Consider the following 26786-nt stretch of genomic DNA (forward strand, 5'->3'; position numbering starts at 1 on the left):
TGCTCAGGGCCGGGCCCGGCGGGCGGTCCGCAGCGCCTCGGCCCACCAGGCCAGTTCGCTCAGAGTGCCGTCGGCGGCCTGCCGCAGCGGCTCGTCGTCGACCAGCCGACCGGCGACGTCGAGTCGTTCCCAGGGAGCCCGGAGCACGACCCCGGACCGGGTCGTGGCGGCCTGCACCTCGGCGAAGACCAACCGGAGTTGCTCGACCGCGCGGATGCCGCCGGAGCCGGCGCCGTACGACACGAAGGCCACCGGCTTGCGGACCCACTCCCGGTAGTGCCAGTCGATGGCGTTCTTCAGGGCGGCCGGGAAGCTGTGGTTGTACTCGGGTGTCACCACCACGAACGCGTCGGCGGCCGCCAACCGGGCACTGATCGGGCTGGCCGAATTGCCCCCGGGAGGGGTGTCGGCGAATGGCAGCGCCACCTCGGCGAGGTCCACGAGGTCCAGGTCGAGGTCCGTGCGGCGGCTCCCGTGGGCGACGAACCAGTCGGCGATCGAGCGGCCTATCCGAGGTTGCCTGACGCTCCCGACGAGCACGGCGACGGTCGGCGGTGCGCTGCCCTCTTGCGTAATCATGCCTCGGACGCTAGGACTTGAACTAATGGTGAAGTCAATGGCGGCGGGGGAGTGGCGATGGGCACGTTGACGGTCGGCGAGGTGGCCCGCGAGAGCGGGGTCAGCGGCTCCGCCGTGCGATTCTACGAGCGGCAGGGCCTCATCGCGGCTGCCCGCACCGGCGGCAACCAGCGGCGCTTCGACACCGACGCGGCCTGCCGGATCAGGGTGGCGCGCGTGGCCCAGCGCGTCGGCCTGACCGTCAACGAGATCCGCTACCTGCTCGCGGCCCTGCCACCCGACCCCCAGTTGGCCGACTGGCAGGGCCTGCACGATCGGCTGACCGCGGAGGCCGAGCGGCGTATCCGCGACCTGCACGCGGCACTGGACGACATCGGCTCCGGTCGCCGCCTCTGCGAACTCTGACCCGCCCGGGCCCCGATCCGCCGCTGGTCGTCCGCGGGCACGTGGCTCTCCAGCATCCGGGTCCCGTCGCCGAAGCCATCAGGACGACTCATCCGGACAACCTGCCCGAGGAGGTCCCTTGCCCCTTCGCGCGCCCTTTGCTCTGCTTCAACGGACGCAACACTTTAGGACTCCAATAGTTGCGTCCGTTGAAGCAGAGCAAAGGCTGCGAACGGTGCCCCCGCCCCCGCCCCCGCCCGACCTCGGATCATCCACAGGTTTATCCACAGGGATTGAGCCTGGGTGTCGGCGCGGGTGATGGTGGTGAGATGACGTCGGCGCTCGAGCCTCCTCCTCCCCCTGGCCCTACCATCGGTCGGTTCCCCATCGCCGGTCTGGTTCGCCGCGCACGTCGGCTCGTCGGGCTGAGCCAACTTCGGCTGGCCCGCTTCGCCAAGGTGTCACCCTCGACGGTGGGGCGGGTCGAGGCGGGCAGCCTGACACCGAGCCTTGCGGTACTGGAACGCCTGCTCGGCGCGGGCGGCCTCTACCTGGTCGTGGTGGATCAGGAAGGCCGGATTGTCCAGCCGATGGTTGACCGGGAAGACGTCCACGACGGTGCGGGTCGGCGTTACCCCTCGCACCTCGACACCATCCTCGACCCAGAGCCGGGGGAGTGGTGGGGGGACCGCTACGGGCTGGCCCGGCCTCCGGAGACCTACCATCGCAGTTCCGTCGATCGAGAGGCGCGACGACGGCGCAGCCAGTGGGAGGTGCGAGTGGCGCAGCACAGGCACATCCCGCCCCCGCCAACAGTCCAGGAGTACTACTGAACCCCCGGCCTTTGAGAGACGGAGCCAACGAAGAGCGGCCCGCCGCCTGGGGAGAAACCCGGACGGCGGGCCGCTGACGGCGCCTTACGGATCAGTCGTCGTTGGTGATGATGCCCGTCGCCAGCGGATCGGCCAGCCGCAGGCCGGGCACGCCTGCCACCAACAGCGTCAGCTTCTCGTTCGGCTCCCGCTTCCGGTCACCGCGCACCGTCACCGGGAAGGCGACCGACGTCTGCCCGGCGGCCAGCACCTTGCAACCGACGTACGCGTCGAAGTCCGAACCCGCCTGCGCCGTGCCACCGACGGTGGCGGCGCAGAGCAGCACCGGCTGGGACAGCGGCCGGGACACGGTCGCGGTGAAGGTGAGCTGCCGCGTGCCCTGGTCGCCCTCGACCACCGTCGCGTCGGCCACGGTCAACGACGACCGGGACCGGAACCTCGCCACCTGCGGGTCGTGGTCACTGGACCCGCGCGACCCGTCGCCGGAGAACTCCGCCGGCCAGTCCGCGTTGATGTGCGCCGCCCGCACCTGCACCAGATCGCCGTAGAGCGCGTCATTGACGAACAGGTGGTCGAGCGTCTGCGCCTGCCCCTCGAAGCTGTACGAGTACGCGGAAGCCGGCACCTCCGCCACCAGGTTGTCCCACAGGTTGTGCAGGCCCGCCTCGTACAGCGGCGCCAACTGGTCCGACACGGTGGGCTGGCTGCCCGTCGCGATCGGGTCGTCGGGTCGGGGGAACACGTTCAGGTCCCCGCCGTAGACCACCCGGACGTTCCGGTCGGCCGCCTCGATCGCGGTCACGATCGCCGCCCCGTAGCGGGCCTGCTCCCGACGCTGCCCGATCCGGCCGTCCGGGCCGGACGAGTAGTGGTTGCTGAGCGCGTACAGGGTGAACCGCTCGGACGAGCCCGGCGCGGCGGCCACGCTGAACTTGCCCAACTGGGGAGCCCTCGTGAACACATTCGTGCCGTCCCGGCCGGTCGACGTGTCCACGTCGGACGGCAGCACCGCGTTGAGCGCCTTGGGGTTCTGCACGTCGGCGTTCGCCGGCAGCCCCGGGGCGCGGTACTGGACGGTCGGCGCCGAACCCAGCAGCGGGTCGTCCGCCGTCGCGGCCGGCAACGACAGCCGGTCCGTGCGGTACAGGAACGCGGCGGTGATTCCGCGGGCGTCCGCGCCGGTCCGGTCATAGGTCGCGGCGTACGCCGGCCCGCCCGCCTGCGCCACCGCGAGCGCCAACTCCTGGATGCTGTCCGGAGCGCCATCGGCGTTGTCGGTGTCGCCGCAGGCCAGCGCCGCCCCGGAGACGGTGCAGATGTCCTGGTCCTCGGCCTCCTGCACCAGGATCAGATCCGGTGCGTGCAGATCGGTGACGATCTGGTCGGCGAGCGCCGTCAGGTGCTCGCGGTAGTCCGCCTCACCGCTCGGCACGTAGTCGAACGGCGGGCTGACCCCTGTGCAGCCGGCGTTGCCGGCGAAGTCGCAGCCGTCGAACGGGTCGTCGCGGTAGTCGTACAGGTTCTCCACGTTGTACGTGGCGACCGCCACCTCCTGGGACCGGTCCGCAGCCTTCGGCGGGTTGTTCCTCGACGGGTCCGCCCCGGCGTCGAACTCCGCCCGCTCGACCTGGACGCCGTACTTCTCGAACGAGTAGTAGACGCCGCCCACCGCGTCCGCGCCCAGCGTGTCGAAGGTGTGCGCCGGCGGGAGCAGCGCCGTGCTGTCCCCGGCGGTGGCCTTCACGCCCATGCTGCCGAGCAGCACCCGCTGGCCGTTGCCGTCGTCGAAGCGGCGGGTCGGGTCGTTGTCCAGGGGGTGCGAATCCCGGAAGACCCGCCGGGAGTACGGGTCGGCGCGGTCCAGCAGCGGGTCGTCCCGGTCGATCACCCACAACTCCGCGTCCGCAGTGGAGGAGAAGACGTCGCGGCCGCTCACCGCGCCGCTGCCCGCGCGTACCCGCAGACGGGCGCCCTCGTGCCGCTCCCACCAGAGCTGCGCCCCGGTCAGTTCGACAGGAGGCACCGCGTCGGTCACCGCGACAGCCGTGTCCACGTCCAGGCCGGTGGCGATCCGGCGGACCAGCGAGGCCCCGGAGAGCTGGGTGAAGTTGTAGTACTCCGACACCCGGGCCCGGAGCACCACCTCGTCACCGACGGTCGGCACGTACCCGCCGATCAGCGACGTGAACGTGCCCATGAACACGAAGACGCCGTCGGAACTGGTCGGGTCGCCGTCGGTGTCGCCGGTGCGGCTCTGCAGGAAGAACCCGTGCTGCTCCGCCCCGGCCGACGTGCGGGCAAGCGTCAACTGGGTGATCACGCCGCGTACGTCGTACATCGTGCTGCTGGTGCCGTTGCCGCTCGCCGGTGCGAGCGGCGAGCGGTCCGACGGGCCGGACTCGGCGTCCGTGGTCGGGCCCTGCACCTCCCCGACGGTCAGCTCCCGGGTCACCTGCACGGCCAGCGCGCAGCTGGCGGTGCCGCCGCCCGCGTCGGTCGCGGTCACCGTCACTGTGTACGCGCCGGCGGCCAGATCGGCGCTCGCGCCGACCGTGGCGCGGGCGGTGCCGCCCACCCCGCCGGCCGGGGTGAACGCGGTACGGGAGATCGAGCCGGCGGCCGGGGTCGGGCTGACCGACGTCACCGCCAGGTCGACGATCGTGTCGTCGGAATCGGTGGCGGTGACATCGCGGCTCGCGGCCGTGCCTGCCGCCGTGACCAGTGGTCCGCCGCAGGTCAGCGTGGCCGGTACGTCGACCGGGCCGCCGCCGTCCACGGTGTGCGCGCCGAGCCCGTCGAACGTGTCGACCGGGTGGCCGGCCCACTGGGCGGCGGGGTCGAACGCGTCCGACGGGTCGGTGTCTCCGGCTGTCACGCTCGCCAGCCGGCGCAGCGTGTTGTCCGCGGTGCTTGTCGCACCGGCACCCCACTCGGCGCCCGGGTCGACACCCACCTGGCCGATCGAGTCGAGCACCGTGGTGCCCCGGCGCAGCACTATCGCGTCGTCGCCGTTGAACAGGCTCGCCCCGGTGGTCTGGTCGGCCTGGGCCAGGACGGCGGCCGAGGCCGACGCGCTGGCGAAGACGAACGCGTCGCCGGCGGCCACGCTCCCGGTCAACGCGATGGTGGTGGCCGTGGTGGAGCCGTTGAAGTAGAGCTGCAACTGGTAGCCGCCGGCGGTCAGGTCGACAGCGGCGCCGGTGCCGTTGAACAGCTCGATCGCCTTGTTGTTCGACGATCCCTCGACGTACTCCGAGATGAACAGGTCGGTGGGCGCGGCGCTGGCCGCGGTGGGTGCGACGCCGAGCGCCGTGACTGTCACGGCGGCGGTGGCGGTCGCGAGCGCGGCTATTGAGCGGCGCGGGCGCATGGGGCCTCCACGATGGGTGGACGGGGGTCAACGCACGTTAAGGTGCCCGACTGTCCATCGTCCATCCCCCATCGGACAGTTTCGTGAATTCCTCAGCGCGGCGGGTCGAGGCGGTGCACCAGCTCGGCGACGTCGACGCTGTATTCGCACCAGTCCCGGTCGGGCCGGTAACCCAACTCCGCGTTGACCTTGAGCATCGCCTCGTTGGCCTGCGCGTTCCAGGTCTGCACCTCGATCAGCTTCGGCTCGGCTGACCGCAGCTCCAGCAGCATCCGGGCCTTGATCGCCCGGTCGATGCCGTAACCCCTGTGGTCCTGCGCGACGATCGTGTCGTACTGGTCGGCGCGGGTCGGGTGCTGCGCCGGCACCACCACCTCGGTCAGGCCGGCCACCTCACCGCTCTGCTCGTGCCGGGCCAGCACGATGTACGGCTTCATGCCCCGCCGGTGCAGGGTGTCCAGGCTGTCCCGCAGCCGCTGCGGGTCGTACGAGCTGGGCCGCAACTCGCCGTCGTCGACGTCGCGCACCTCGGCCTTGGCCCGCGCGTACGCCTCGATCAGGTCATCCGGCGGCCCGCCGGGAAAGAATTCCAGGTGGTAACCCGCCGCGACGCCGGTGGCCATCTCGGCCAACTCGGGCCAGTCGACAGTCGACAGGTCGAGGACGCTTCGCGTCTCCACGTACTCCCGGGTGAAGCCGAGCGACTCGTAGAAGCCCACCGCCGGCGTGTCGCCGACGACCTCCACCCCGATCGACTGGAAGCCCTCCTGGTAGACCCGGCGCGCGGCGAGCAGCACCAGGTCACGGCCGAGCCCGGAGCGTCGGACCGACGGGTGCACCAGCACCTCGAGCACGCCGATGTCGCCGAGGAGCAGCACGTGCACCTGGCCGAGAATCGCGCCCGGGTCGGCGGTGTCGGTCGGGTCGGCCTGGGCGATCCAGGAGATCCGCCGTTCGCCGGGCATCACCTCGGCGAGGTATTCCCGCAGGGAGGTCTCCCGCCAGGGCGGGTCCTGCGGCAGATCGGCCGCCAGAACCGCGTTCAGCGTGTCCAGCAGCGACGCGATCTCGGCGGACGACGCGGTCCTGGGGTCCCACTCGCGCACCATCACCCGTCTAGCTTGCCGCTAACAGCAGCCCGGGGGAAGTGTCCAGTTCTCCAATGTATGTGAACGATCACTTCACGTGCGGCTGGCCCGTCCGTACCGGTTTGCGGCGTCGTAGACGTCCTGGGCGTACCGGCGCACGTCGTTGTACGACAGGATCGCGTTCCACCAGTCGCCCGGGATGCTCAGGTTGCGCCCGCCCTTGCAGAGGTAGTTCGCGGCTGCCAGGGCGGCGTCGTCGATGTCGTGCGGGTCCTTGCGCCCGTCGTTGTCCGCGTCCGCGCCGATCTCCTGCCAGGTGGTCGGGATGAACTGCATGGGCCCGATCGCGTGGTCGAAGGTGGTGTCCTTGTCGAGGGCGCCGCGGTCGGTGTCGATGATCCGCATCCGTCCGCCGTTGCCGTCCAGCGGCTCACCGATGATCTCCGGCAGCGCCCTGCCGTCCTGTCCCAGCCGGGCACCGTTGTGCGAGCCGTGCCCCGACTCGATCAGACCGATCGCGGCAAGCGTGGTCCAGCTCAACGCGCAACTGCGGTTGGTCTGGGCGAGCACCAGCTCGGCGTAGCCGTACGCCTGCATGGCGGCCGGCGGGACACCGACCTTGGCGCCGATCTGCTGGGCCCAGCCGGCGAGCGCATCCGAGGGTCGTCCGCCGACCACCGGCGGAACGGCCGGGCCGGTCGGGAATCCGCCGGTGGGGAACCCACCGGTCGGCCCGCCGGTGGGTACGCCGCCGCTGGGCAGGGCGGTGGGCAGCCCGCCGGAGGGCAGGCCGACCGGTGGAGCGGCGGCGGTCGGTGTCTCGGACGAGTCGGCGGCGACCGGTCGGGGGGCGCGGATGGTGGCGGGCACGAGCAGCGCGCCCGCCGCGGCGGTCGCGGCCACCAGGGCCAGCAGGAACACGCCGGGCAGGGTGAGCCGGCCACTGGGCCGGCGGGCCCAGGCCCGGGTCGCCCGGGCCGCGGTCGTCGCGGCCTGGCGTGGCGGTGGCAGCCGTACGGCGTGCGCGAACGGCACCCGGCGACGTCGCCCGGGATCGGCGACCGCCGGAACCGGCGTGGCGTCCACAGTGGTCACGGCCAGGCCTGTGACCGGGGCACCAGCCGCACCCTCGGCCGTGCCGGTCGCGGCCTTCTCGGTGTCGGCCTTGCTGGTGTCGGTCGTGCCGGTCTCGGCCAGCTCGGTCTCGGCCTTCGCGGGCTCCGCCTTCAAGGTCGCGGCCGTCGGTCCGGTCGCCGCGCTCGCGGCAGCCGGTCCGCCGGTCGGCGCGGAGGCGTCCGATCCGGTTGCCGCCTTCGCCGGGTCCGCGGTCGGCTCGACGGCCTTCGGTTCACCGCTCGGTCTGTCGGCCGTCGGGGAGGTGGGGGACGTGGTGGTGGAGCTTCCGCTCAGCCAGGGACGGCGGGGGCGGGGCACCACCCTGGGCGCCGGATCCGGCGCGGCTCCCGAACCGTCCAACGGGCCGTCCAGCGGCGCGGACGGTCGTAGCGGTCGTACACGCGTTTCGTCCTCGCCGTCCACCACCCGTCGAGTATTACCCATGCTCCGCCGGGCGTCAGGTCCACGTACCCTGATGCCATGCCCCGGTACGAGTTCCGATGCCGCGCCTGCGGCGACACCTTCGAGGTCAACCGTCCAATGGCGGCAGCCGGCGAGCCGGCGACCTGTCCGCAGGGACATGCCGACACGGTCAAGCTTCTGTCCGCGATCGCGGTCACCGGCCGGGGCGTGGGTGGTCCGTCAGGTGGTGCCGCGGCCCCGGGTGGGGGCGGTTGCTGCGGCGGCGCCTGCGGTTGCTGAACGGTTGGGTTCGCCGCCGACTGGTGGGCTGCCCTTGCCGGGAACGGGTTCGAGTGGCACTTTGAGGCGGCACCGGGCCGGCCGTTCTCACGATGCGTGACCGCTCGGACTCAGGCAGCATGAACCCGACGTCACGGGCGGAGGTTCCACGCATGTCGCCACGGATCCAGCTCCCGAGCGGTTGGGTGACCTTCGTGTTCACCGATATCGAGGGCTCGACCCGGCTGGCCCAGCTGCTCGGCCCGGACTACCGCCCGGTTCTTGCCGAACACCGCCGGCTGCTGCGCCGGACGCTCGCCTGCACCGGCGGCTCGGAGTTGCTGACCGAGGGCGACTCGTTCTTCCTGGCCTTCGACGACGCGACGGCGGCCCTGACCGCCTGCCTGACCGCGCAGCGCGCGTTGGCGAACCACGAATGGCCCACGCCTGACGCCGCGCCCCGGGTACGGATGGGCCTACACACCGGCTACGCGGAGCCGCGCGACGGGGAGTACGCAAGCCCCGAGGTGCACCGGGCGGCCCGGGTGGCCGCGGCGGCGCACGGCGGGCAGGTGCTCTGCTCCGCGTCGACCGCCCGCCGGGCCGACCCGCTGCCCGCCGGTGCAACCCTGCTCGACCTGGGCCTGCACCGGCTGCGCGGGTTCGACGACCGGGAGCGGCTGTTCCAGCTCGTCGCACCGGGCCTGGAGCGGCAGTTCCCCCGTCCCCGCACCGCCGACGCGGTGGCGCACAACCTGCCCACGCAGGTGACCTCCTTCGTCGGCCGGCAGGCCGAACGCGTCGAGCTGGGCCTGCTGGTGGAGCGGCACCGCCTGGTCACCGTGCTGGGTGCCGGTGGGGCGGGTAAGACCCGACTCGCGGTTGAGTTGGCCAGCGGGGTGGTCGAGGCGTACCCGGATGGGGTGTGGTTCGTCGACATCGCCTCGGTGACCGACCCGGGGCTGGTGGCGTTCGCCATCGCCGCCGTGCTCGGGCTGCGACCGGAGCCGGGCCGCCCGATGCTGGACACCCTCGTCGAGTACGCGGCCGGTCGTCGGATGCTCGTCGTGCTGGACACCTGCGACACGCAGCCGGCCGCGTGCGCGGAGGTCATCGCGCGGCTGCTCTCCGGTGGGGAAGGCGTACGGGTGCTGGCGACCAGCCGCGAGTCGTTCAGCCTGCCCGGCGAGGTGGTGTGGCGGATCCCGCCACTCTCGGTCGACCCGCGGGCAGACGGCGCGGAGAGCGACGCGGTCGCGCTGCTGCTGGACCGTACGGCGGCGGCGCGGGGTGGCCGGCAGCCGGAACCTTCCGAGTCGGCCGACCTGCGCCGGGTGGTGCAGCGGCTCGACGGGCTGCCCCTGGCCATCGAGTTGGCGGCGGCCCGGCTGCGGGTGCTCTCCGTCGGTCAGCTCGCCGAGCGGCTCGACGACGTGCTCAGCACGTTGGACGCGGGCCGGGAGGATCCGGAGCCGCCGCCGGTGGAGCGGGGCTGGTCCGGCAACCAGCAGGACACTGTGGACCTGGTGGCGGCCGCGGCCGGGACGTCGCCGCCGACTCCGGCGAGCAGGGCGGTGCAGCGCTCGGCCACCGAACGGCACCTGACCATGCAGGCGACAGTCACCTGGTCGTACCGGACGTTGGGCCCTCGGGCCGCCCGTCTGCTGCGGTGGCTGGCGGTCTTCGCCGGCCCGGTGGACCTGGCGACTGTGGAGTGGCTGCTGGGCGACGACCCGCTGGATCCGCTGTCGGTGCTCGTCGACAAGTCGATGGTGCTGGCCGAGCCACGTGCGGCCGGCAGCACGTACCGGATGCTCGACCCGATCCGGGCGTACGCGGCGCGCAGACTCGCCGAGGCGGGCGAGGAGCAGGCTGCCCGGGATCGGCACGTGGCCTGGTCGGCGCACGCGTTGGAGCGGGCGCATCTGGGGCCGGACGGGCGGCCGGTGACGCTGTCGCTCTACACCCTGGACCCTCTCGCAGGGGAGTTGCGGGCGGCGCTGCGGTGGTGTGCCACAGGCGGCAGCGCCCGCGCCGGCCTCGGCCTGGCCGGTGGGCTGGACCAGTGGTGGCGGGAGCGTGGCCTGGCCCGGGAGGGGCGGCTGTGGCTGTTCCGGCTGTACGGGCGGATCGCCGAGACCGGTGAGCGGATCCCGGAGGCGGAGCTGGCGGCGGCGTACCACATGCACTCCCTGCACGCCGGTGCGGACGGCGAGTTCGCCGAGGAGTTGCGCTTCTCCCAGCGGGCGGAGGCGGCGGCCCGCCAGGCCGGCGACGCCGGGTTGTTGGCGCGGGTGCTCGCCGGTCGTGCCGCGCCGCTCGTCGACATGGGGCAGTTCGCCGAGGCCGAGCGGGTGTGCCGGGAGGTCATCGACTGGGCGCACGGGCAGGACGTGGTGGGCGAGGCGTTGTTCGCGGTGTTCAGCCTGGCCGAGCTGCTGTGGCGAAGGGGCGCGCTGGCGGAGGCCGCGGACCTGCTGGGGGCGGTCCGCCCGGTGGAGGCGGCCCGGCCCGTGGAGCGGGGCCGACGGTCGGTGGACATGCTGCTCGGGATGGTCGCGCTGGCCCGGGGTGACGTGATCGCCGCGCACGAGCATCTGCTTGTGGCGTTGCGGTCGCGGATGGGTCACGGCTATCACGGCGGTGCGTGCGACACGTTGAACGCGATCGCGGTGCGCTGCGCGGCGGGCGGGAACCGGCTGACCGCGGCTCGGCTGTTCGGGGCGGCGCAGGCCACCCGGGCGAGCATGCGGGCGATGCCGGGGATCTACGGCGGCTACTGGGCCGAGCAGCAGGCGGAGCTGCGGGCCGCGTTGGGTGACGCGGCCTTCGACGACGCGTACGGCGAGGGCGCCGAGTTGGGGTTGGACGAGGCCGCAGTGCTGGCGCTCGACGTGGAACATCCGGATCTGGCGGCGGATTCGACCCGCTTCAGCACCGGACTGTCCCAACCGGCCCCGCGCAGTCCCGCCGACCCCGACCGCCACCCCGCAACCCGAACCGAACGCGCCTAACCCGCCCCCGGCCCCCACCATCACCCCTGTCGATCAAGAGGTTTGCGTCAGGAAACGGCTTCCGATGACGCAAACCTCTTGATCAACGGCGGGGGGTGGGGTCAGGCGCGGGCGGCGTTGGCTTCGGCTTCGGCCTTCATTCGGGCGGCGCGGTCGATGTCGGCCTGCTGGACGGCGGCGACGGAGCCGAAGATGCTTACCGCCTGGTAGTAGGTCCAGGCCAGGCTGTAACAGGCCGGACGGACGACCGTGTTGTAGGTGGTGCAGACCCGCTTCAGGTCGGCGTAGAAGGCGCTGTCGAGGCGGGACTTGTTGGCGGAGAACTGGCCGGCCGCCTTGTAGTTGCGGTAGCCGAAGTCGTGCCGGTAGCAGCCCAGGTTGAAGGTGAACCCGAGCGGGTTGTCCGGGCTGGACGAGCAGTAGTCGGTGGACCAGTCGAAGTTGTACTCGGCCCAGGGGGCCCGGTTGACCCGGGCGCTGTTCCAGGAGTTGTAGCTGGACGCGCTTGTCTGGGTCCAGCTGGACAGCACGGTGAGCTTCTCCGCGGCGGTGACGGCGGCGGCGGGGGAGGCGATGGCGAGGGTGGCGAGCAGCGCGAGCGCGCCCGAGGCGAGCAGGGTGGCGAGACGTCGGGGCACTTGTTACCTCCGCGGGGGTGAGCGGCTGGGACGGAAGTTACCGGCGGGTTACCGGGATTCGACAAGTGTCGATCAATTGATCAACCGGGTGGTATGTGCCGTGCCAACTATTGGTGACATGGGTTCAAACAGACGAAATGCCCCGGGCGCGCGGGCGCCCGGGGCATTCGAGAGAGCGGTCAGCGCCTGCTGAACGCCGGTGGGCTCGGGAGGCTCTCGTTCGCCGACCGGTCCAGCGCGGTCAGCTGGTAGGTGTAGCGACGGCCGGGCTCGGCCGTGGTGTCCACCCATGACTGTGCCGCGCCGGGCACGGCCCGAACGGTGTCGACCAGGTGCGCGGCGTCGGCCGTGGCGCACCGACCGGGCAGCGTGGTGCCGTCGAACCGGTAGATGGCGTACGAGGTGGCGGTGCCCAGCGGGCCGACGCCCTCGGCGGGCTGACGCCAGGTGAGGCGTACCCCGTCGGCCTGCCGGGTGATCTTGGTGACCACCGGGAAGAGCAGGGGCTTGGCCGGCAGGTGCGGCATGGCCGGCACCAGCGCCGGGCGCGAGTAGTGCTCGGCGGCGTAGATGTCGGTGGCGCCCAGCCGGTTGGCCCGCACCTGTACGGCGGAGAAGTGCACGTTGCCCTGCACCTCCGGGTACGACCGGTTGAGCGTCAGGTGGTCGGACAGCTCACGCGGGTTCTGCCAGAACGGCCCGTACGCCGGGTCGCCGCTCTTGTAGTCGGCCTGGCCGATGTAGAGCTGCACGCGGGTGCCGCGTACCGTCTCGGCCCACCACGGCACCAGGCGCGCGTAGTCGGCGGCCGGGTACTGGCCGATGTACCAGTAGAGCTGCGGCACCACGTAGTCGATCCACTCCTGCTTGACCCACTTTCGGGTGTCGGCGGAGATGATGTCGTACGACTGGCTGCCCGTGGTGTCCGAGCCGAGCGGGTCGGCGGTCTTGTTGCGCCAGATGCCGAACGGGCTGACGCCGAACTTCACCCACGGCTTCGCCGCCTTGATCTTTCCGTTCATCTCCTGGATCAGCAGGTTGATGTTGTCCCGCCGCCAGTCCGCCCGGTCGGTGAAGCCCCTGTTGTACGCGGCGAAGGTGGCGTCGTCGGGCACCTGGTAGGTACCGCTGGGGTAGGGGTAGAAGTAGTCGTCGAAGTGCACGCCGTCGATGTCGTACCGCTTGACGGCGTCCATCATCGCGGTCTGCACGAACTCGCGTACCTCGGGGATGCCTGGGTTGTAGTAGAGCCGGCTGCCGGCGACGCCGGCCGGTGGGTAGGCGAAGGTCCAGTCCGGGTGCTGCCGGGCCGGGTGGTCGGGGGCGAGCAGGCTGAGGTCCGCGCCGGCGCCGCCGGGGGCCGGCATGGAGACGCGGTACGGGTTGAACCAGGCGTGGAACTCCAGGTTGCGCTTGTGCGACTCGGCGACCAGGAAGGCCAGCGGGTCCCAGCCGGGGTCCTGGCCCCGGACGCCGGTCAGGTATTCGGACCACGGCTCGTACGGTGACGGCCAGAGCGCGTCGGCGGTCGGCCGGACCTGGACCACCACCGCGTTGTGGTTCAGCCGCTCGGCGAGGTCGAGCAGTTCGCGGTACTCGGTCTGCTGGGCGGCGATCCGGTCCGGGCTGGTCTGGGACGCCTTGCTGGGCCAGTCGATGTTGACCACCGACGATATCCACATCGCCCGGAACTGCCGTTTCGGCGTGGCGGGGTCGGTGACGCAGGTGGTGGTGGAGACGGAGGTGGAAGGTGCGGCGCTCGCGGGGGTGGCGGCCGCCGCGAGCGTGGCGAGCAGGGCTGTGGCCAGCCCGGCGGCCGCGAGGCGAGTTGCCTTCATGCGGTGTGTCCCTTCGTTGGGGCTCCCGTGTGATCAACGCGGCACGTCGGCAAGATTCGCCGACGACTATCTGCCGCTGGTAGGAAATTTTCACACTCGGCCGGTAACCGCAAGGGTTCGTGGTTGACCATTCCCGCCGCTGGGTAGCAACGCCGGTCACCGGCCGCCACGGTGGTGGTCGCACGGTGGGAGGGGTGAGCGCATGTCCATGCTGCGCACAAAACCGATCAAGGACGTGATAGCTCAGGGCGAAGCGGACGGCACCGACGGCCAACTGGGGCTGAAGAGGCGGCTCGGTGCGATCGACCTCACCGGCTTCGGCATCGGCATCGTGATCGGCACCGGCATCTTCACTCTCACCGGGATCGAGGCCCGCGACAGCGCCGGCCCGGGCGTCGTGATCTCCTTTGCCATCGCCGGCGTCGTCGCCCTGCTCGCCGCCCTCTGCTACGCCGAGCTGGCGTCAAGCGTGCCGACCGCCGGCAGCGCCTACACCTACGCGTACGCGACGATGGGCGAGATCGTCGCGTGGATCATCGGCTGGGACCTGCTGCTGGAGTTCGCGCTCGGCGCCGCAGTCGTCGCCCGGGGCTGGTCCGGCTACCTCGCCGAGCTGCTCGACCTGCCGACCCGCTGGTTCGGTGAGGAGGGCAGCACGGTCAACATCGGCGCCATCGCCATCGTGCTGATCCTCGGCGTCGTCGCGATCGTCGGCATCCGCGAGTCCGCCCGGATCACCAACCTGCTGGTGCTGGTCAAGGTGGCCATCTGCGTGTTCGTGGTGGTCGCCGGCCTGTTCTTCGTCAAGGCCGCCAACCTCACCCCGTTCATCCCGCCGGCCGAGCCCGCCGGCAGCGGCGACGACGGCATCAAGCAGCCGGTCACCCAGGCGCTGTTCGGGCTGGAGCCGTCGGTCTTCGGTTTCGTCGGGGTGCTCAGCGCCGCCGCCGTGGTCTTCTTCGCGTACACCGGCTTCGAGGCCGTGGCCAACCTGGGCGAGGAGACGCGTAAGCCCAAGCGGGACCTCACCCTGGGCCTGCTCGGCACGTTGCTGATCTCCACCGTGCTCTACATCGGCGTCTCGCTCGTGGTCGTCGGCATGGTGCCGTACACCGAGATCGACAGGGGTGCCCCGATCGCGTCGGCCTTCGAGTCGGTGGGCGCCGGGTGGGCGGCCGTGCTGGTCTCCATCGCCGCGGTCGCCGGCCTGACCAGCGTCATCCTGGTCGACCTGGTGGCCATGGGCCGGATCGGCTTCGCGATCGCCCGGGACGGGCTGATCCCGCCGTCGATCGCGAAGGTGCATCCGCGCTGGGGTACGCCGTACCGGATCTCGGCGATCATGACGGTGGCTGTCGCCCTGCTCGCCGGCTTCCTGCCGCTCTCCGCACTGGCCGACCTGGTGAGCATCGGCGCGCTCTGCGCATTCGTGCTGGTGTCGATCGCGGTGCCGATCCTGCGTCGCAAGCGCCCCGACCTGGAGCGGCCGTTCCGCGTACCGTTCTCCCCGGTGCTGCCGGTCGTCTCCGCGCTTGCCTGCTTCTACCTGATGCTGAACCTGTCGGTGGAGACCTGGCTGCGGTTCCTGGCCTGGATGCTGCTCGGCGCGATCATCTACTTCGGCTACGGCCACCGCCGCAACCGGCTGGCCCGGCACGAACCGGCAGTCGCTCCGGCGCCGGGCGAACCGACCGCCTGACCGGGCGTGCGGAGGGGCCGAACGCCCCTCCGCACGATCAGGTCAGGGGCGGGACTGCGCGGTACCGGTCGGGCCCTTGACGACCGGTTTGCCGTCGACCCAGGTCACCTCGTCCAGCCACACCTGGCGGCCAGGGTCGGTGCTGCCCTCCTGGCCGGGCGGCCAGGCGTGGTAGAGCAGCCAGGTACGGCCGCCCTTGACCACCATCGACGCGTGGCCGGGGCCGGAGGCGACCTCGTTGCTCGTCAGGATCGGGTTCTCGGTGGCCTTCACGCACGGGCCGGTCGGGCTGTCGCAGACCGCGTAGCCCTCGGCGTACTCCGCCCTGTCGTACGCGTTGGCGGCGAAGAAGAGCAGCAGCCGGCCGTCCTGACGGTGGAAGAACGGCCCCTCGATCAGGGTGCCCTCCCACGGCTCGGTCTGCTTCAGCAGCTTCGTCGGCTCACCCACAAGGGTCAGGCCGTCGTCGGCGAGACGCTGCGACCAGAGCCAGGTGTCCACCCCGATGGCGTTGCCGTCGTTCTTCCACAGCAGCCACAGACTGCCGTCGGTGTCCCGGAACGGGCTGGCGTCGATCGCCCCGCCCAGCTCGGCCTGGCAGATCAACGGGCCGTCCGCGTCGTCGGAGTACGGCCCCTGCGGTGCGCTGGCCACCGCCCGCCCGACACACTGCCGCCCGGACTCCCGGCCGGCGACCGTGTAGTAGAGGACGAACCGGTCCGGCGCCAACTCGATGACCTCGGGCGCCCACGTCTTTCCGGCGTCCGCCCATGCCGGCAACCTCGGCAGGGCGTCCCCGGCCTCGGTCCAGTCGACCAGGTCGGTGGACGTGAGCACCGGGACGTTGCGGCCCTGCGAGTTGGTGTGGAACAGGTACCAGGTGTCGCCCACCCGGATCGCCTGCGGATCCGGGGCGTCGGAGCGGACGACCGGGTTGGTGAACATGCTGGAGTTGCTCCCGCTGCTCGTGGTGGCTGTGGGTCGGGCGTCGTCTGCGCAGCCCGATGCGAGCAGCGCGGCGGCGATGATCGCCGCCGCGCCGCCACGCCAGGTCCTCGTAACTGTCATCCCTTGAGACCGCTGCGGGAGACGCCCTGGATGATGTGCCGCTGCGCCAGGACGAAGAGGATCAGTACCGGCAGGCTGGCCAGCACCGCACCCGCCATGATCACGGGGTAGTCGGTGACGTAGGAGCCCTGGAGCAGCCCCAGGCCGGGCGGCAGCGTCAACTTCTCCGGGCTGAACAGCACGAAGATCGGCCAGAGGAAGTCGTTCCAGTTGGTGAGGAACGACAGCACGGCCAGGGTGGCGAGCGCCGGCTTGGACAGCGGCAGCACCACCTTGTAGAAGATCTGCCACTGGTTGGCGCCGTCGAGGGTGGCGGCCTCCTCCAGCTCGTTCGGCAGGGACAGGAAGAACTGCCGCAGGAAGAACACCCCGAACGCGCTCGCCGCGCCGGGCACCACCACCACGGCGAGGGTGTCGATCCAGTCGAGCTGGTCGACGATCAGGAAGTTCGGGATGATCAGCGAGGTCGGCGGGATGAACAGCGTCCCGACGATCAACGCGAAGGTCACCCCGCGTCCGCGGAACCGCAGGCGGGCCAGGGAGTACGCGGCCATCGAGGCGGTCACCAGCACCAGCAGCGAGTGCAGCGTCGCGGCCACCATGCTGTTGAGGAACCAGCGCAGCACGGGGTTCGCCGAGTTGTTGATGATCTGCTCGTAGCCGTACCCGGCGATCGGGTTCGGCAGCCAGCTCGGCGGGATCTCCTGGGCGGCCGTGTAGGTCTTCAGCGAGGTGATGACCATCCACACGAGCGGGGTCAGGAAGACCAGGGTCAGCGCGACCAGGATGGCGTAGAACACGACCCGGCGCGCTCCCCAGGCGGAACCGTCAGTGGTCGGCGTGGGCGTCGTCATGGCGGTCCCCTCAGTCTTCCCGGTAGCGGAAGAGGCGGAAGTTGGCGATGCTCACGACCGCCAGGAGCAGGGCGAACACGATGCTCATCGCGGCGGCGCGGCCCGCGTCGTTGTCCCGCAGACCCTCCTCGACGATGAACCACACCACCGTGCGGGTCTCCGTGCCGGGCGCACCCTGGGTGATCAGGAAGGACTGGCCGAACATGTTCGCCGAGGCGAGCACGGTCGTGGTGATCACGAAGAGCAGCACCGGGCGCAGACCGGGCAGGGTGACGTTGCGGAACCGCTGCCAGGTGTTGGCGCCGTCCATCCGGGCCGCCTCGTACAGCTCGGGGGAGATGTCCTGGAGACCGGCCAGGTAGATCACCGCGTTGAACCCGGACGTCCACCACACGGTCACCCCGACCAGGGAGATCCACGCCCACGGCATGTTCGTCACCCACGGGGTGTCCGACGGCAGCCCGACCACGCCGAGGAGCCTGTTGACCAGGCCCAGGTTGGCGTCGAGCAGGAACCGCCAGAGCAGGCCGATCACGGCCACACCCAGCACGTACGGCGCGAAGTAGATCGCCCGGAAGAACGTGCGGCCCGGGAACGAGCGGTTCAACAGCAACGCCAACCCGAGCGGTACGACCACGAGCAGCGGCACCGACAGCACCGTGAAGATCGCGGTGGCCCGTACGCTCCGCCACCAGTCGCCGTAGATGGCGGAGTCGCTGGAGAACAGTTCCTTGTAGTTGTCCAACCCGACGAACGGCCGGTTGGGTAGCTGGAAGTCCCACTGGTGCACGCTCAGCCAGAGGCCGAGGACGATCGGCAGCAGGCCGAAGACCCCGAACAGGACCAGGTACGGGGCGAGGAACAGGTATGGCGTCGCCCGTCCGGTCCGGCCCGCCGAGGCCCGGCGGGCTGCGTTGGCCGCCGGGGGCGGCGCGTCACCACGCGCCGCCCCGACCTCGATCACGTCCGCCACGGGTTATCAGCTCCCGTACTTCTTGCGGTTGTCCTCGAGCTGCTTGTTGGCCTTGGCGACACCGTCGTCGAGGGCCTGCTTGGGCGACTTCTTGCCCAGCGCGGCCTCGTTGAACGAGTCGTAGAAGGTGGTGATGACCTCGCCCAGCCCGGGAGCCGCCGGCGGGAAGGCCGCGTACTCCAGCTCGGGGGCGAGCGACGAGATCTCCGGCAGCGCCTTGAACTCGGCGCCCTCGCGAACGTCCTTGCGGGCCGGGATCTGGCCGCCCTTGGCCCAGTCCAGCGAGTGCTGGCTCAGCCAGTTGATGAAGACCTTCGCGCCGGAGACCTTGTTGGCGTTGTTGGCCCGCTGCTTCACGATCGTGAAGTTGTGCGAGTTGGCCCAGGCCGCCGGCTTGCTGCCGATCTGCGGCAGGGGAGCGACACCCCACTGCACCTCGGGGCTCTTCTTCAGGTCGTTGATCTGCCAGATGCCGTTCCAGGTGAAGGCGTTCTTGCCGCTCTTGAGCGCCAGGTACTCGGCGTCCTGACCGACGTTGGCCGGCGAGTGCCCCTGCTTGATCATGTCGACGAGCCAGGTGCAGGCCTCGACCGCCGGGTCCGAGTTGAACGTGGCCTTGGCCACCTCGGCGTCGAAGAGGGTGGCACCCCACTGGTTGAGCAGGGAGTAGAAGGTCATGCCGCCGGTGAACTGGAACGGGCTGATCCAGAAGCCCTGTACGCCCGACTTCTTCAGCTCGACCAGGGCCGCCATGTAGTCGTCCCTGGTGGTCGGCGGCTTGTTCGGGTCGAGGCCGGCCTTCTGCATGACGGCCTTGTTGTAGTAGAAGCCCAGCGGGTGCATGTCCAGCGGGATGCCGTACCGCTTGTTGTTGTAGAGGCCGCCCTTCCAGACGGTGGGGGCGAAGTCCGCCTCGGAGAGCTCCAGGTTCTTCGCCACGTCGTCCAGCTCGGTGATCACGCCGCGGGCGGCGAAGGTCGCGAGCTGGTCCATGTGCATGACCGCGATGTCCGGGCCGTTGCCGCTGGAGGCCGCGCCGGGGAGCTTGGCGTAGTAGTCCTCCCACTGGTACGTGGCCACCGACACGGCGATGTTCTGGTGCTCGGTGTTGAACTGGTTCACCAGCGCCTTGAAGATGTCGCCGTCGCCGCCGGTGAAGCCGTTCCACAGCTTCAGGTCGACCTTGGGACCGGTGTACTCCTTGCCGCCGTTGCCGGCGGCCGGCCCGGAGGCGTTGTCGTCGCCTCCGCCGCAGCCGGCGAGTGTCAGGGTGGCCGCGGCACCGAGTCCGAGACCGAGGCCGAGCAGGCGCCGCCGGCTCATGTCGTTCTGGATCATGCTGGTATCTCTCCTTGCAGGGGGACGGGATGAATTGTGCCTGCTCAAGCCCGGTACGACCTCAGGCGCTGGTCGGGCCGAACCGCAGCACGCTCCAGGACACGGCGGGCAGGCGCACGGTGCACCGGCCGCCGTCGGGGGTGGGGGTGGGCAGATCCCGGGGCGTCACCCGGTCGGGCTCGGCCTCGGTGTTGATCGCCGACGGGTCGGAACCGGCGGCGATGCTCTGGAAGGAGAGGCCAGCCATGCCCGGCAGCCCGCGCAGGTCGATCTCCAGCGGAAGCTCCGTCTGGTCCCGGTTGACCGCGAAGACGGTCAGCTCGCCGGTCTCCTCGTCGTGCACGGCGACGGTGTCGAGCACCGGCACGTCCCCGTACTTCTTCGTCTCGTAGCGCGGCGACACCGGCTCGGTACGCAGCACGGTGCCCCGGGCGTACCGCGCGGTCAGCGCGAACGGGTGGAAGATGCTCTGCCGCCAGGCCGGACCACCGTTGCGGGTGCGGATGGGAGCGATCACGTTGGCCAGCTGGGCCTGGGCGGCCACCCCGACCCGGTCGGCGTGCCGGAGCAGGGTGATCAGCAGGTCACCGACGACCACGGCGTCGACAGCTGTGAAGTCGTCCTCGATGAGGGCGGGGGCCTCGACCCAACCGCGCCTGTCCAGGTCGGCCTGGAGGCGGGACTCGTACCAGACGTTCCACTCGTCGAAGGAGATCTTCAGCTTGCGCCTGTGCCGCTGCCGGGCGGCCACGTGGTCGGCTGTGGCGACGACCTCGTTGATGAAGTTGTCCATGTCGACGGCCGAGGCCAGGATGCTTGCCTGGTCACCGTCGGACGGGTCGTAGTAGGTGTGCGCCGAGATGTAGTCGACGTGCTCGTAGGTGTGCTCCAGCACTGTCGCCTCCCACGCGGCGAACGTGGGCATCCGCCGGTTGGAGCTGCCGCAGGCGACCAGGCTGATCGACGGGTCGATCATCTTCATCGCTCGGGCGGTCTCGGCGGCGAGCCGACCGTACTCGTCGGCGGTCTTGTGGCCGACCTGCCACGGGCCGTCCATCTCGTTGCCCAGGCACCACAGCCGCACCCCGTACGGCTCTTCCGCGCCGTGTTTGCGCCGCCTGTCGGACAGCTCGGTGCCGCCCGGGTGGTTGGCGTACTCCAGCAGGTCCAGGGCCTCCTGCACGCCGCGGGTGCCGAGGTTGACCGCCATCATCGGCTCGACGCCGGCCTCGGCCGCCCAGGTCATGAACTCGTCCAGCCCGAACGCGTTGGTCTCGATCGTCTTCCAGGCCAGGTCGAGCCGGCGCGGCCGGTCGCCGGCCGGACCCACCCCGTCCTCCCATCGGTAGCCGGAGACGAAGTTGCCGCCCGGGTAGCGGACCACTGAGACGCCCAGCTCGCGGGTCAGCTCCAGCACGTCGCGACGCAGGCCGCGGGAGTCGGCGTCGGGGTGGCCGGGCTCGTAGATGCCGCCGTAGACGCACCGACCCATGTGCTCGACGAAGGAGCCGAAGAGACGTCGGTCGGCCGGCCCGATCGAGAAGGCCGGGTCGATCGTCAGTTGCGCGGTCCGCAAGGGGTGCCACCTTTCGTCAGTGCCGGTGCCGGGTGACCGCAGTCACCGCTCACCCGGTGTCCACCGTTTGTACAACGTTGTAGGCAACGTTGTAAAGGGCTGCTGAAGAGGTATGGTGCGCTGGGTTACATCGGGGAGGGTGCGAAGTGCGGCACAGGCTCAAGGACGTGGCCGAGCGGGCCGGCGTGTCGGTGAAGACCGTGTCGAACGTGGTGAACGGCTATGTCCACGTCCGGCCGGACACCCGCGCCCGGGTCGAGGAGGCCATCGCCGAACTCAACTACCGGCCCAACCTCTCCGCCCGGCACCTGCGCAAGGGCCGCACCGGCGTGATCGCCCTCGCCGTACCGGAACTGGACATCCCGTACTTCGCCGAGCTGGCCCGTCACGTCGTCACCGCCGCCGCCGACTTCGGCTGGACCGTGCTGATCGACCAGACCGGCGGCGGGCGGGAGCAGGAACGGGTGGTCGCGTCCGGCATCACCGACCACCTGATCGACGGTCTGATCTTCAGCCCGCTGGCCCTCACCGCGGAGGACCTGGCCAGCCTCGACGGCACGCCCATGGTGCTGCTCGGCGAGCGGATCGACCACGGCCCGGCCGACCGTGTCGTGATCGACAACGTGGGCGCGGCCCGGGAGATCACCAGCCATCTCATCGGCCTCGGCCGGCGCCGGATCGCGGCAGTCGGCTCGCAGCGCACCGACGAGGGCGCCAGCGCCCGACTGCGGCTGGCCGGCTACGCCGACGCGCTGCGCGTCGCCGGGCTGGACTACGACGAAACCCTCGTGGCGCCCGCGCCGGCCTGGCACCGCGCCGACGGCGCGGCCGCGATGCGCGGCCTGCTCACCTCCGGCGTACGCCCCGACGCGGTCTTCTGCTTCAACGACACGCTCGCCCTCGGTGCCCTGCGCGCGCTGCACGAGGCAGGTCTGCGGGTGCCCGAGGACGTGGCGGTGGTCGGCTTCGACGACATCGAGGACGGCCGCTTCTCGATCCCCACCCTGAGCACCGTCGCGCCGGACAAGGCGCAGATCGCCCGGCTGGCCGTCGAGTTGCTTGCCGACCGCCTGGACGGCGATCGCGCCGCCCCGGCGAGAGAGCTCTCCGCCAGCTACCGCCTGGAGTTCCGCGAATCCACCCAGACCCCCTAGTCGAAGAAGCGGGCCAGGTGCGAGTTCGGTGCCGGGTCGGCGTCGGCGGGCAGCGGGGTCAGGTCGGCGAAGATCGAGGCACCGTCGCAGCCCGCGTGCAGGGGATACCAGCGCGGGGTGCCGGGCGGCCGGAGCTGACAGATCCCCTTGAACGTCTGCACGTCCATCAGCCGGACGTGGGTCGGGTCCGCTACCGCGTTCACATGCCCCCACCAGGGGCTCATCACGTGCAGCACGCCACCCGGGCGGAGCACCCGGTGGCACTCGTCGACCAGCGGCAGGAAGTCGATCAGGTGCTCCAGGATGTGCACGGCGAACAGGACGTCCACCGAGTTGTCGGCCAGCGGCAGCGAGCCGGACAGGTCCGCCACGGCATCCACCCCCGGCGCCGGGTAGATGTCCAGCCCCAGGTTGCTCGACCACTGCTTGGTCGGGCCGCAACCGAGGTCCACCACCACCGGCTCCCGGCCACCGACGCCGACCCGGCACCAGACGCCGTACACACCGGCCAGCCGCCCCACCAGGTCGCGAACCAGCCGCAGGTCGGCCTGCTCGGCCACCTCGCCGCTCAGATGGGCGACACCCCTGTCGAACCGGACGTCGACGGCCAGACCGCGCAGTCGGTCGTCGTGCCGGACCTGGTCCGCCCACGCCTGCGCGAGGAACTCGTCGATCGCCCGCAGCCGGTCGGCCGAGGGCGGAGTCTGTGCCAAAGCGACCATTCGGGCCACCTCCCGCCGCGCGTTACCCGCATTCGCGCCCGGTATGCCCAGCTCGTCCACCCGCCGGGGATCGGCGCCTCGCTGGTGGGCGCACCCGAACCCCGCGACTGGCGGTTTCCTCGACGAGCCGTATACCTGTGCGTCATAGATATGACTCCCAGGTATACGCACCTACGGCACCACAGGCCCCGCGCCGGCTCAGCCCGTGACGGTGCGACGGCTGCCGCGCATCCGCTGGCGCGGTTGCGGGGCTGCGGGCTTCGGCCGCTTCAGGTGGTAGCGGTGCAACTCGTTGTTGCCGGGCAGGGACGGGTCCTCGCTCATCGCGACCAACTCCCAGCCCTGGTCACCGGCCCGGTTGAGGTGGGCCAGTGAGGTGTCGCCGTACGGCGTCACGTCGACCATCGAGCCGTCCGGGCCGTACCAGACGAAGACGACCTCCCAGCCCAGGTCGTTGGTCGCGGCCTGACGGCGGCGGACCAGCAGGGCGTACTCCCACTTGAGCATGGCGTCATTCTCACCCCGCGACGGCCCGCCGGCACGGATCAATCCTCGGCGATCCGCCCGCCGTCGACGCGCAGCCGCCGGTTCGTCTCGATCGCCGCAAGCATCCGCCGGTCGTGGGTGACCAGCAGCAGCGTGCCCGGGTAGCTGGCCAACGCCGATTCGAGCTGTTCGATGGCCGGCAGGTCCAGGTGGTTGGTGGGCTCGTCGAGCACCAGCAGGTTGACGCCGCGACCCTGGAGCAGCGCAAGCGCCGCCCGGGTCCGCTCACCTGGGGAGAGGGTCGCCGCCGGCCGCGGTACGTGCGCCGCCCGCAGCCCGAACTTGGCGAGCAGGGTCCGCGCGTCCGCCGGCGACAGGTGGGGTACGGCAACCTGGAACGCGTCGATCAACGGCGCGTCGCCGAGGAACAGCCCGCGCGCCTGGTCCACCTCGCCCACCACCACGCCCGGCCCGAGTGCGGCGCTGCCCTCGTCCAGCGGCAGCCGCCCCAGCAGCGCCGCCAACAGGGTGGACTTGCCCGAGCCGTTCGCCCCGGTCACCGCCACCCGGTCCGCCCAGTCGATCTGGAGGTCGACCGGGCCGAGGGTGAACCCGCCTCGGCGTACCACCGCGCCGCGCAGCGTGGCCACGACGGCGCCGGCGCGGGGCGCGGCGGCGATCTCCATCCGCAGCTCCCATTCCTTGCGGGGCTCCTCCACCACGTCCAGCCGCTCGATGAGCCGTTCGGTCTGCTTGGCCTTGGCGGCCTGCTTCTCGCTCGCCTCGGCGCGGAACTTGCGGCCGATCTTGTCGTTGTCGGTGGCCTTGCGGCGGGCGTTCTTGACGCCCTTCTCCATCCAGCCCCGCTGGGTGCGCGCCCGCGCCTCCAGGCCGGCCTTCGTGTCCGCGTACTCCTCGAAGTCCGCGCGGGCGTGCCGCCGCGCGACCTCGCGCTCCTCCAGGTAGGCCGCGTAGCCGCCGCCGTAGTGGTTGATCTGCTGCTGCGGCAGGTCCAGCTCCAGCACCCGGGTCACCGTGCGGGTCAGGAACTCCCGGTCGTGACTGACAAGCACCGTGCCGGCCCGGAGCCCGGTCACGAACTCCTCCAGCCGCTCCAATCCGGCCAGGTCCAGGTCGTTCGTCGGCTCGTCGAGCAGGAACACGTCGTACCGGCTGAGCAGCAACGACGCCAACCCCGCCCGGGCGGCCTGACCGCCTGACAAGCCGGTCGTCGGGTGGTCCAGGTCGACCGCGAGCCCGAGGTCGGCGCTCACCTGCTCGGCGCGTTCGTCCAGGTCCGCGCCGCCGAGGGCGAGCCAGCGCTCCAGCGCGTCGGCGTACGCGTCGTCCGCTCCTGCCGTCCCGGCGGTCAGCGCCTCGGTCGCCACGTCCAGGGCCGCCTGCGCGGCGGTCACCCCGGTCCGGCGGGCCAGGAAGTCGCGTACCGTCTCGCCCGGTCGCCGCTCCGGCTCCTGCGGCAGGTGCCCGACGGTCGCGGTGGGCGGGCTGAGTCGGACGCTGCCGGCCTCGACCGGCAGCAACCCGGCGAGGGTACGCAGCAGCGTCGACTTGCCGGCCCCGTTCGGCCCGACCAGGCCGACCACGTCGCCGGGGGCGACCACCAGGTCCAGCCCGGCGAAGAGTGAACGGTCGCCGTGCCCGGCGGCCAGGTCCTTGACGATCATCGTGGCGCTCATCAGGACGGCAGCCTATCCGGCTGCCCGCATACGAACCGATCGCAGCGGGCAGACTCAACGGCGTGGTGACCACACTGGCGATCGACTGCGGCGGCGGGGGCATCAAGGCGTCCGTGCTCGACGAGGCGGGCACGATGCGCGCCCGGCCGCTGCGGGTGCCGACCCCGTACCCGCTGCCGCCCGCCCTGTTCGTCCGGACACTGCTGGATCTGGGCGCTCGGCTGCCGACCGCGGACCGGCTGACGGTAGGCGTACCCGGGATGATCAGGCACGGCGTGGTGGTCGCCACGCCGCACTACGTGACACGCAGCGGCCCCCGCAGCCGGGTCGACCCGGACCTGCTGGCCGAATGGTCCGGCTGGGACGCGCGTGGTGCGCTCGCCGACGCGTTCGGGGTGCCGGCGCTCGTGCTCAACGACGCCGAGGTGCACGGGGCGGGCGTGGTCGCCGGGACGGGCTGCGAGCTGGTGCTGACCCTGGGCACCGGGCTCGGCAGCGCCCTCTTCGACGGCGGGATCCTCGCGCCGCACCTGGAACTGTCGCACGCGCCGGTGCGCTGGGGGACCACCTACGACACGTACGTGGGTGAGCCGGAACGACGGCGGCTCGGCGACGCCTTCTGGTCGCGCCGCATCCGACAGGTGGTGGACGGGCTCCGCCCGGTGTTCCGCTGGGACCGGCTCTACCTGGGCGGGGGCAACTCGCGGCTGATCCGGCCCGAGCAGCTCGCCCGGATGGGCGACGACGTGGTGGTGGTGCCCAACACGGCGGGGATCGTCGGCGGCGTCCGAGCCTGGGAGCTGGCCGCCGGCCGCCGGGACGCCCGAACCTGACACGATCTCGACTCCGGGAACAGTCGCCAAACGCCGGACGTTGTGCCAGCGTCGGAACAGGTGACGGTGCGACCCGAGGAGGTGGGCAGATGGATCTTCTGGCGGACTACCGGCGGGCGACCATGTTCTTCGAGACCGGCGACCCGAGCGGGGCGGCCCGACTGCTGGAGCCGATCGTCGACGCCGAACCCGGCAACGCGGCGGTCCGGCAGCTGCTGGCCCGGGCGTACTTCCAGTCGGCCCAGCTCAACCGGGCCGAGGAGCACCTGCGGGAGCTGGTCGACCGGGACCCGAGCGACCACTACGCGCACCACGTGCTCGGTCGGACGCTGGAACGGCTGAACCGGCCCACCGACGCGCTGCGGCACCTGCGGATCGCCGCCGCCATGTACGCGGCGAACGACGACTACCGGGTGGCGCTGGAGCGGGTCGAGGCCCGGGTGGGCGGCACCCGCTGAACGCGAAACCGGTGACGGACAAGGGGCGGTCCTACGGGGCCGCCCCTCCGTCGTCCGGCGGGCGGCGCGACGGGGGTGCCTAGGATGGCGGACATGGGACCTGACCGGCCGGGGGCTGCGGCATGAAGCTCAAGCTGGACCTGCACGACATCTTCAACAAGGGCCAGGACATCGACCGCGCACTGCGCGGGATCATGGACGAGGCGGTGGCGAAGAAGGCCACCCTCGTGGAGATCATCCCTGGCAAGGGGTCGGGCCAGCTCAAGAAGCGGGTGCTGCGGTTCCTCGACCAGAAGGACGTCAAGCAGCTCTACCACCGGGTGGAGAAGGACTCGAAGAACTTCGGCCGCCTCTTCGTCCACTTCCGCTGGAAGTAGCGGCGCATGC

At 71.3% G+C, this 26786-nt stretch carries 23 protein-coding genes; 9 read left to right on the forward strand and 14 right to left on the reverse strand.

Translation table 11 applies throughout. The features are described 5' to 3' along the window. Positions 1 to 3: 3 nt before the first annotated feature. Positions 4 to 579 (reverse strand): NADPH-dependent FMN reductase, encoded by a 576-nt coding sequence (locus ACFY1S_RS10440; protein WP_387115236.1) that lies wholly within the window; start codon positions 577 to 579, stop codon positions 4 to 6. 57 nt (positions 580 to 636) lie between these two features. Between ACFY1S_RS10440 and ACFY1S_RS10445 the strand changes: the two genes are divergently transcribed. Further along, positions 637 to 984 carry a MerR family DNA-binding transcriptional regulator gene (locus ACFY1S_RS10445; protein ID WP_387115239.1) on the forward strand — a complete coding sequence of 116 codons (348 nt, stop codon included), beginning with the start codon at positions 637 to 639 and terminating at the stop codon, positions 982 to 984. A 308-nt stretch (positions 985 to 1292) separates the two neighbouring features. Further along, positions 1293 to 1796 (forward strand): multiprotein-bridging factor 1 family protein, encoded by a 504-nt coding sequence (locus ACFY1S_RS10450; RefSeq protein ID WP_387115242.1) that lies wholly within the window; start codon positions 1293 to 1295, stop codon positions 1794 to 1796. A gap of 91 nt (positions 1797 to 1887) precedes the next feature. On the opposite strand, the gene ACFY1S_RS10455 is transcribed toward ACFY1S_RS10450, so the two are convergent. The 3 genes from ACFY1S_RS10455 to ACFY1S_RS10465 all read right to left on the reverse strand — a co-directional run bounded on the left by ACFY1S_RS10455 (position 1888) and on the right by ACFY1S_RS10465 (position 7796). Next, entirely contained in the window at positions 1888 to 5166 is a 3279-nt protein-coding gene (locus ACFY1S_RS10455) for a lamin tail domain-containing protein (RefSeq protein ID WP_387115245.1), read from the reverse strand. A 92-nt stretch (positions 5167 to 5258) separates the two neighbouring features. Continuing rightward, positions 5259 to 6275 carry a GNAT family N-acetyltransferase gene (locus ACFY1S_RS10460; protein WP_387116023.1) on the reverse strand — a complete coding sequence of 339 codons (1017 nt, stop codon included), beginning with the start codon at positions 6273 to 6275 and terminating at the stop codon, positions 5259 to 5261. A gap of 72 nt (positions 6276 to 6347) precedes the next feature. Then, on the reverse strand, positions 6348 to 7796 hold the full coding sequence (locus ACFY1S_RS10465) for a lytic murein transglycosylase (protein WP_387115248.1): 1449 nt from the start codon (positions 7794 to 7796) through the stop codon (positions 6348 to 6350). A 54-nt stretch (positions 7797 to 7850) separates the two neighbouring features. On the opposite strand from ACFY1S_RS10465, the gene ACFY1S_RS10470 reads away from it, so the two are divergent. Together ACFY1S_RS10470 and ACFY1S_RS10475 are read left to right on the forward strand one after the other, a co-directional pair. Further along, entirely contained in the window at positions 7851 to 8072 is a 222-nt protein-coding gene (locus ACFY1S_RS10470; RefSeq protein WP_387115251.1) for a zinc ribbon domain-containing protein, read from the forward strand. Positions 8073 to 8224: 152 nt separating this feature from the next. Next, positions 8225 to 11065 (forward strand): ATP-binding protein, encoded by a 2841-nt coding sequence (locus ACFY1S_RS10475; RefSeq protein WP_387115254.1) that lies wholly within the window; start codon positions 8225 to 8227, stop codon positions 11063 to 11065. Positions 11066 to 11166: 101 nt separating this feature from the next. Here the strand turns inward: ACFY1S_RS10475 and ACFY1S_RS10480 are convergent, their stop codons facing one another. Then, a complete protein-coding gene (locus tag ACFY1S_RS10480) occupies positions 11167 to 11703 on the reverse strand; it encodes a phospholipase (RefSeq protein WP_387115257.1) in 537 nt (178 codons plus the stop codon). Between the two features lie 179 nt (positions 11704 to 11882). Beyond that, complete coding sequence (locus tag ACFY1S_RS10485; RefSeq protein WP_387115260.1) at positions 11883 to 13541, reverse strand: glycoside hydrolase family 10 protein; 1659 nt, start codon at positions 13539 to 13541, stop codon at positions 11883 to 11885. A 202-nt stretch (positions 13542 to 13743) separates the two neighbouring features. Here ACFY1S_RS10485 and ACFY1S_RS10490 point away from each other — a divergent pair, with 202 nt between their 5' ends. Beyond that, positions 13744 to 15240, forward strand: coding sequence for an amino acid permease (locus tag ACFY1S_RS10490; protein WP_387115263.1), 1497 nt, complete (start codon positions 13744 to 13746; stop codon positions 15238 to 15240). A 42-nt stretch (positions 15241 to 15282) separates the two neighbouring features. Here ACFY1S_RS10490 and ACFY1S_RS10495 read toward each other — a convergent pair whose 3' ends face one another. The 5 genes from ACFY1S_RS10495 to ACFY1S_RS10515 form a co-directional block, all read right to left on the reverse strand. After that, a complete protein-coding gene (locus ACFY1S_RS10495; protein WP_387115266.1) occupies positions 15283 to 16308 on the reverse strand; it encodes a glycoside hydrolase family 43 protein in 1026 nt (341 codons plus the stop codon). Continuing rightward, on the reverse strand, positions 16305 to 17162 hold the full coding sequence (locus ACFY1S_RS10500; RefSeq protein WP_387115269.1) for a carbohydrate ABC transporter permease: 858 nt from the start codon (positions 17160 to 17162) through the stop codon (positions 16305 to 16307). Before ACFY1S_RS10500 ends, ACFY1S_RS10495 begins: the two co-directional genes overlap by 4 nt. Positions 17163 to 17172: 10 nt before the next feature. Further along, positions 17173 to 18135, reverse strand: coding sequence for a carbohydrate ABC transporter permease (locus ACFY1S_RS10505; protein ID WP_387115272.1), 963 nt, complete (start codon positions 18133 to 18135; stop codon positions 17173 to 17175). A 6-nt stretch (positions 18136 to 18141) separates the two neighbouring features. Beyond that, positions 18142 to 19473 carry an ABC transporter substrate-binding protein gene (locus ACFY1S_RS10510; RefSeq protein ID WP_387115275.1) on the reverse strand — a complete coding sequence of 444 codons (1332 nt, stop codon included), beginning with the start codon at positions 19471 to 19473 and terminating at the stop codon, positions 18142 to 18144. 61 nt (positions 19474 to 19534) lie between these two features. Beyond that, positions 19535 to 21049: an alpha-N-arabinofuranosidase gene (locus ACFY1S_RS10515; RefSeq protein WP_387115278.1), complete on the reverse strand. Its 1515-nt coding sequence runs from the start codon at positions 21047 to 21049 to the stop codon at positions 19535 to 19537. 146 nt (positions 21050 to 21195) lie between these two features. Between ACFY1S_RS10515 and ACFY1S_RS10520 the strand changes: the two genes are divergently transcribed. Next, positions 21196 to 22203 (forward strand): LacI family DNA-binding transcriptional regulator, encoded by a 1008-nt coding sequence (locus tag ACFY1S_RS10520; RefSeq protein WP_387115281.1) that lies wholly within the window; start codon positions 21196 to 21198, stop codon positions 22201 to 22203. On the opposite strand, the gene ACFY1S_RS10525 is transcribed toward ACFY1S_RS10520, so the two are convergent. The 3 genes from ACFY1S_RS10525 to ACFY1S_RS10535 form a co-directional block, all read right to left on the reverse strand. Then, positions 22200 to 22925: a methyltransferase domain-containing protein gene (locus tag ACFY1S_RS10525; protein ID WP_357985281.1), complete on the reverse strand. Its 726-nt coding sequence runs from the start codon at positions 22923 to 22925 to the stop codon at positions 22200 to 22202. The genes ACFY1S_RS10520 and ACFY1S_RS10525 overlap by 4 nt on opposite strands. 198 nt (positions 22926 to 23123) lie before the next feature. Further along, positions 23124 to 23432, reverse strand: a complete 309-nt coding sequence (locus ACFY1S_RS10530; RefSeq protein ID WP_387115285.1) for a hypothetical protein — start codon at positions 23430 to 23432, stop codon at positions 23124 to 23126. A gap of 38 nt (positions 23433 to 23470) precedes the next feature. Next, on the reverse strand, positions 23471 to 25108 hold the full coding sequence (locus tag ACFY1S_RS10535; RefSeq protein ID WP_387115288.1) for an ABC-F family ATP-binding cassette domain-containing protein: 1638 nt from the start codon (positions 25106 to 25108) through the stop codon (positions 23471 to 23473). A gap of 62 nt (positions 25109 to 25170) precedes the next feature. Here ACFY1S_RS10535 and ACFY1S_RS10540 point away from each other — a divergent pair, with 62 nt between their 5' ends. The 3 genes from ACFY1S_RS10540 to ACFY1S_RS10550 all read left to right on the forward strand — a co-directional run bounded on the left by ACFY1S_RS10540 (position 25171) and on the right by ACFY1S_RS10550 (position 26776). After that, complete coding sequence (locus ACFY1S_RS10540) at positions 25171 to 25941, forward strand: ROK family protein (protein ID WP_387115291.1); 771 nt, start codon at positions 25171 to 25173, stop codon at positions 25939 to 25941. An 89-nt stretch (positions 25942 to 26030) separates the two neighbouring features. Continuing rightward, positions 26031 to 26399 (forward strand): M48 family metallopeptidase, encoded by a 369-nt coding sequence (locus ACFY1S_RS10545; protein ID WP_139587882.1) that lies wholly within the window; start codon positions 26031 to 26033, stop codon positions 26397 to 26399. A 122-nt stretch (positions 26400 to 26521) separates the two neighbouring features. Further along, positions 26522 to 26776 carry a Smr/MutS family protein gene (locus ACFY1S_RS10550; RefSeq protein ID WP_088987488.1) on the forward strand — a complete coding sequence of 85 codons (255 nt, stop codon included), beginning with the start codon at positions 26522 to 26524 and terminating at the stop codon, positions 26774 to 26776. The last annotated feature ends 10 nt before the right edge of the window (positions 26777 to 26786 follow it).

It is taken from the genome of Micromonospora sp. NPDC000663, assembly GCF_042898105.1.
Taxonomy (GTDB): Bacteria; Actinomycetota; Actinomycetes; order Mycobacteriales; family Micromonosporaceae; genus Micromonospora.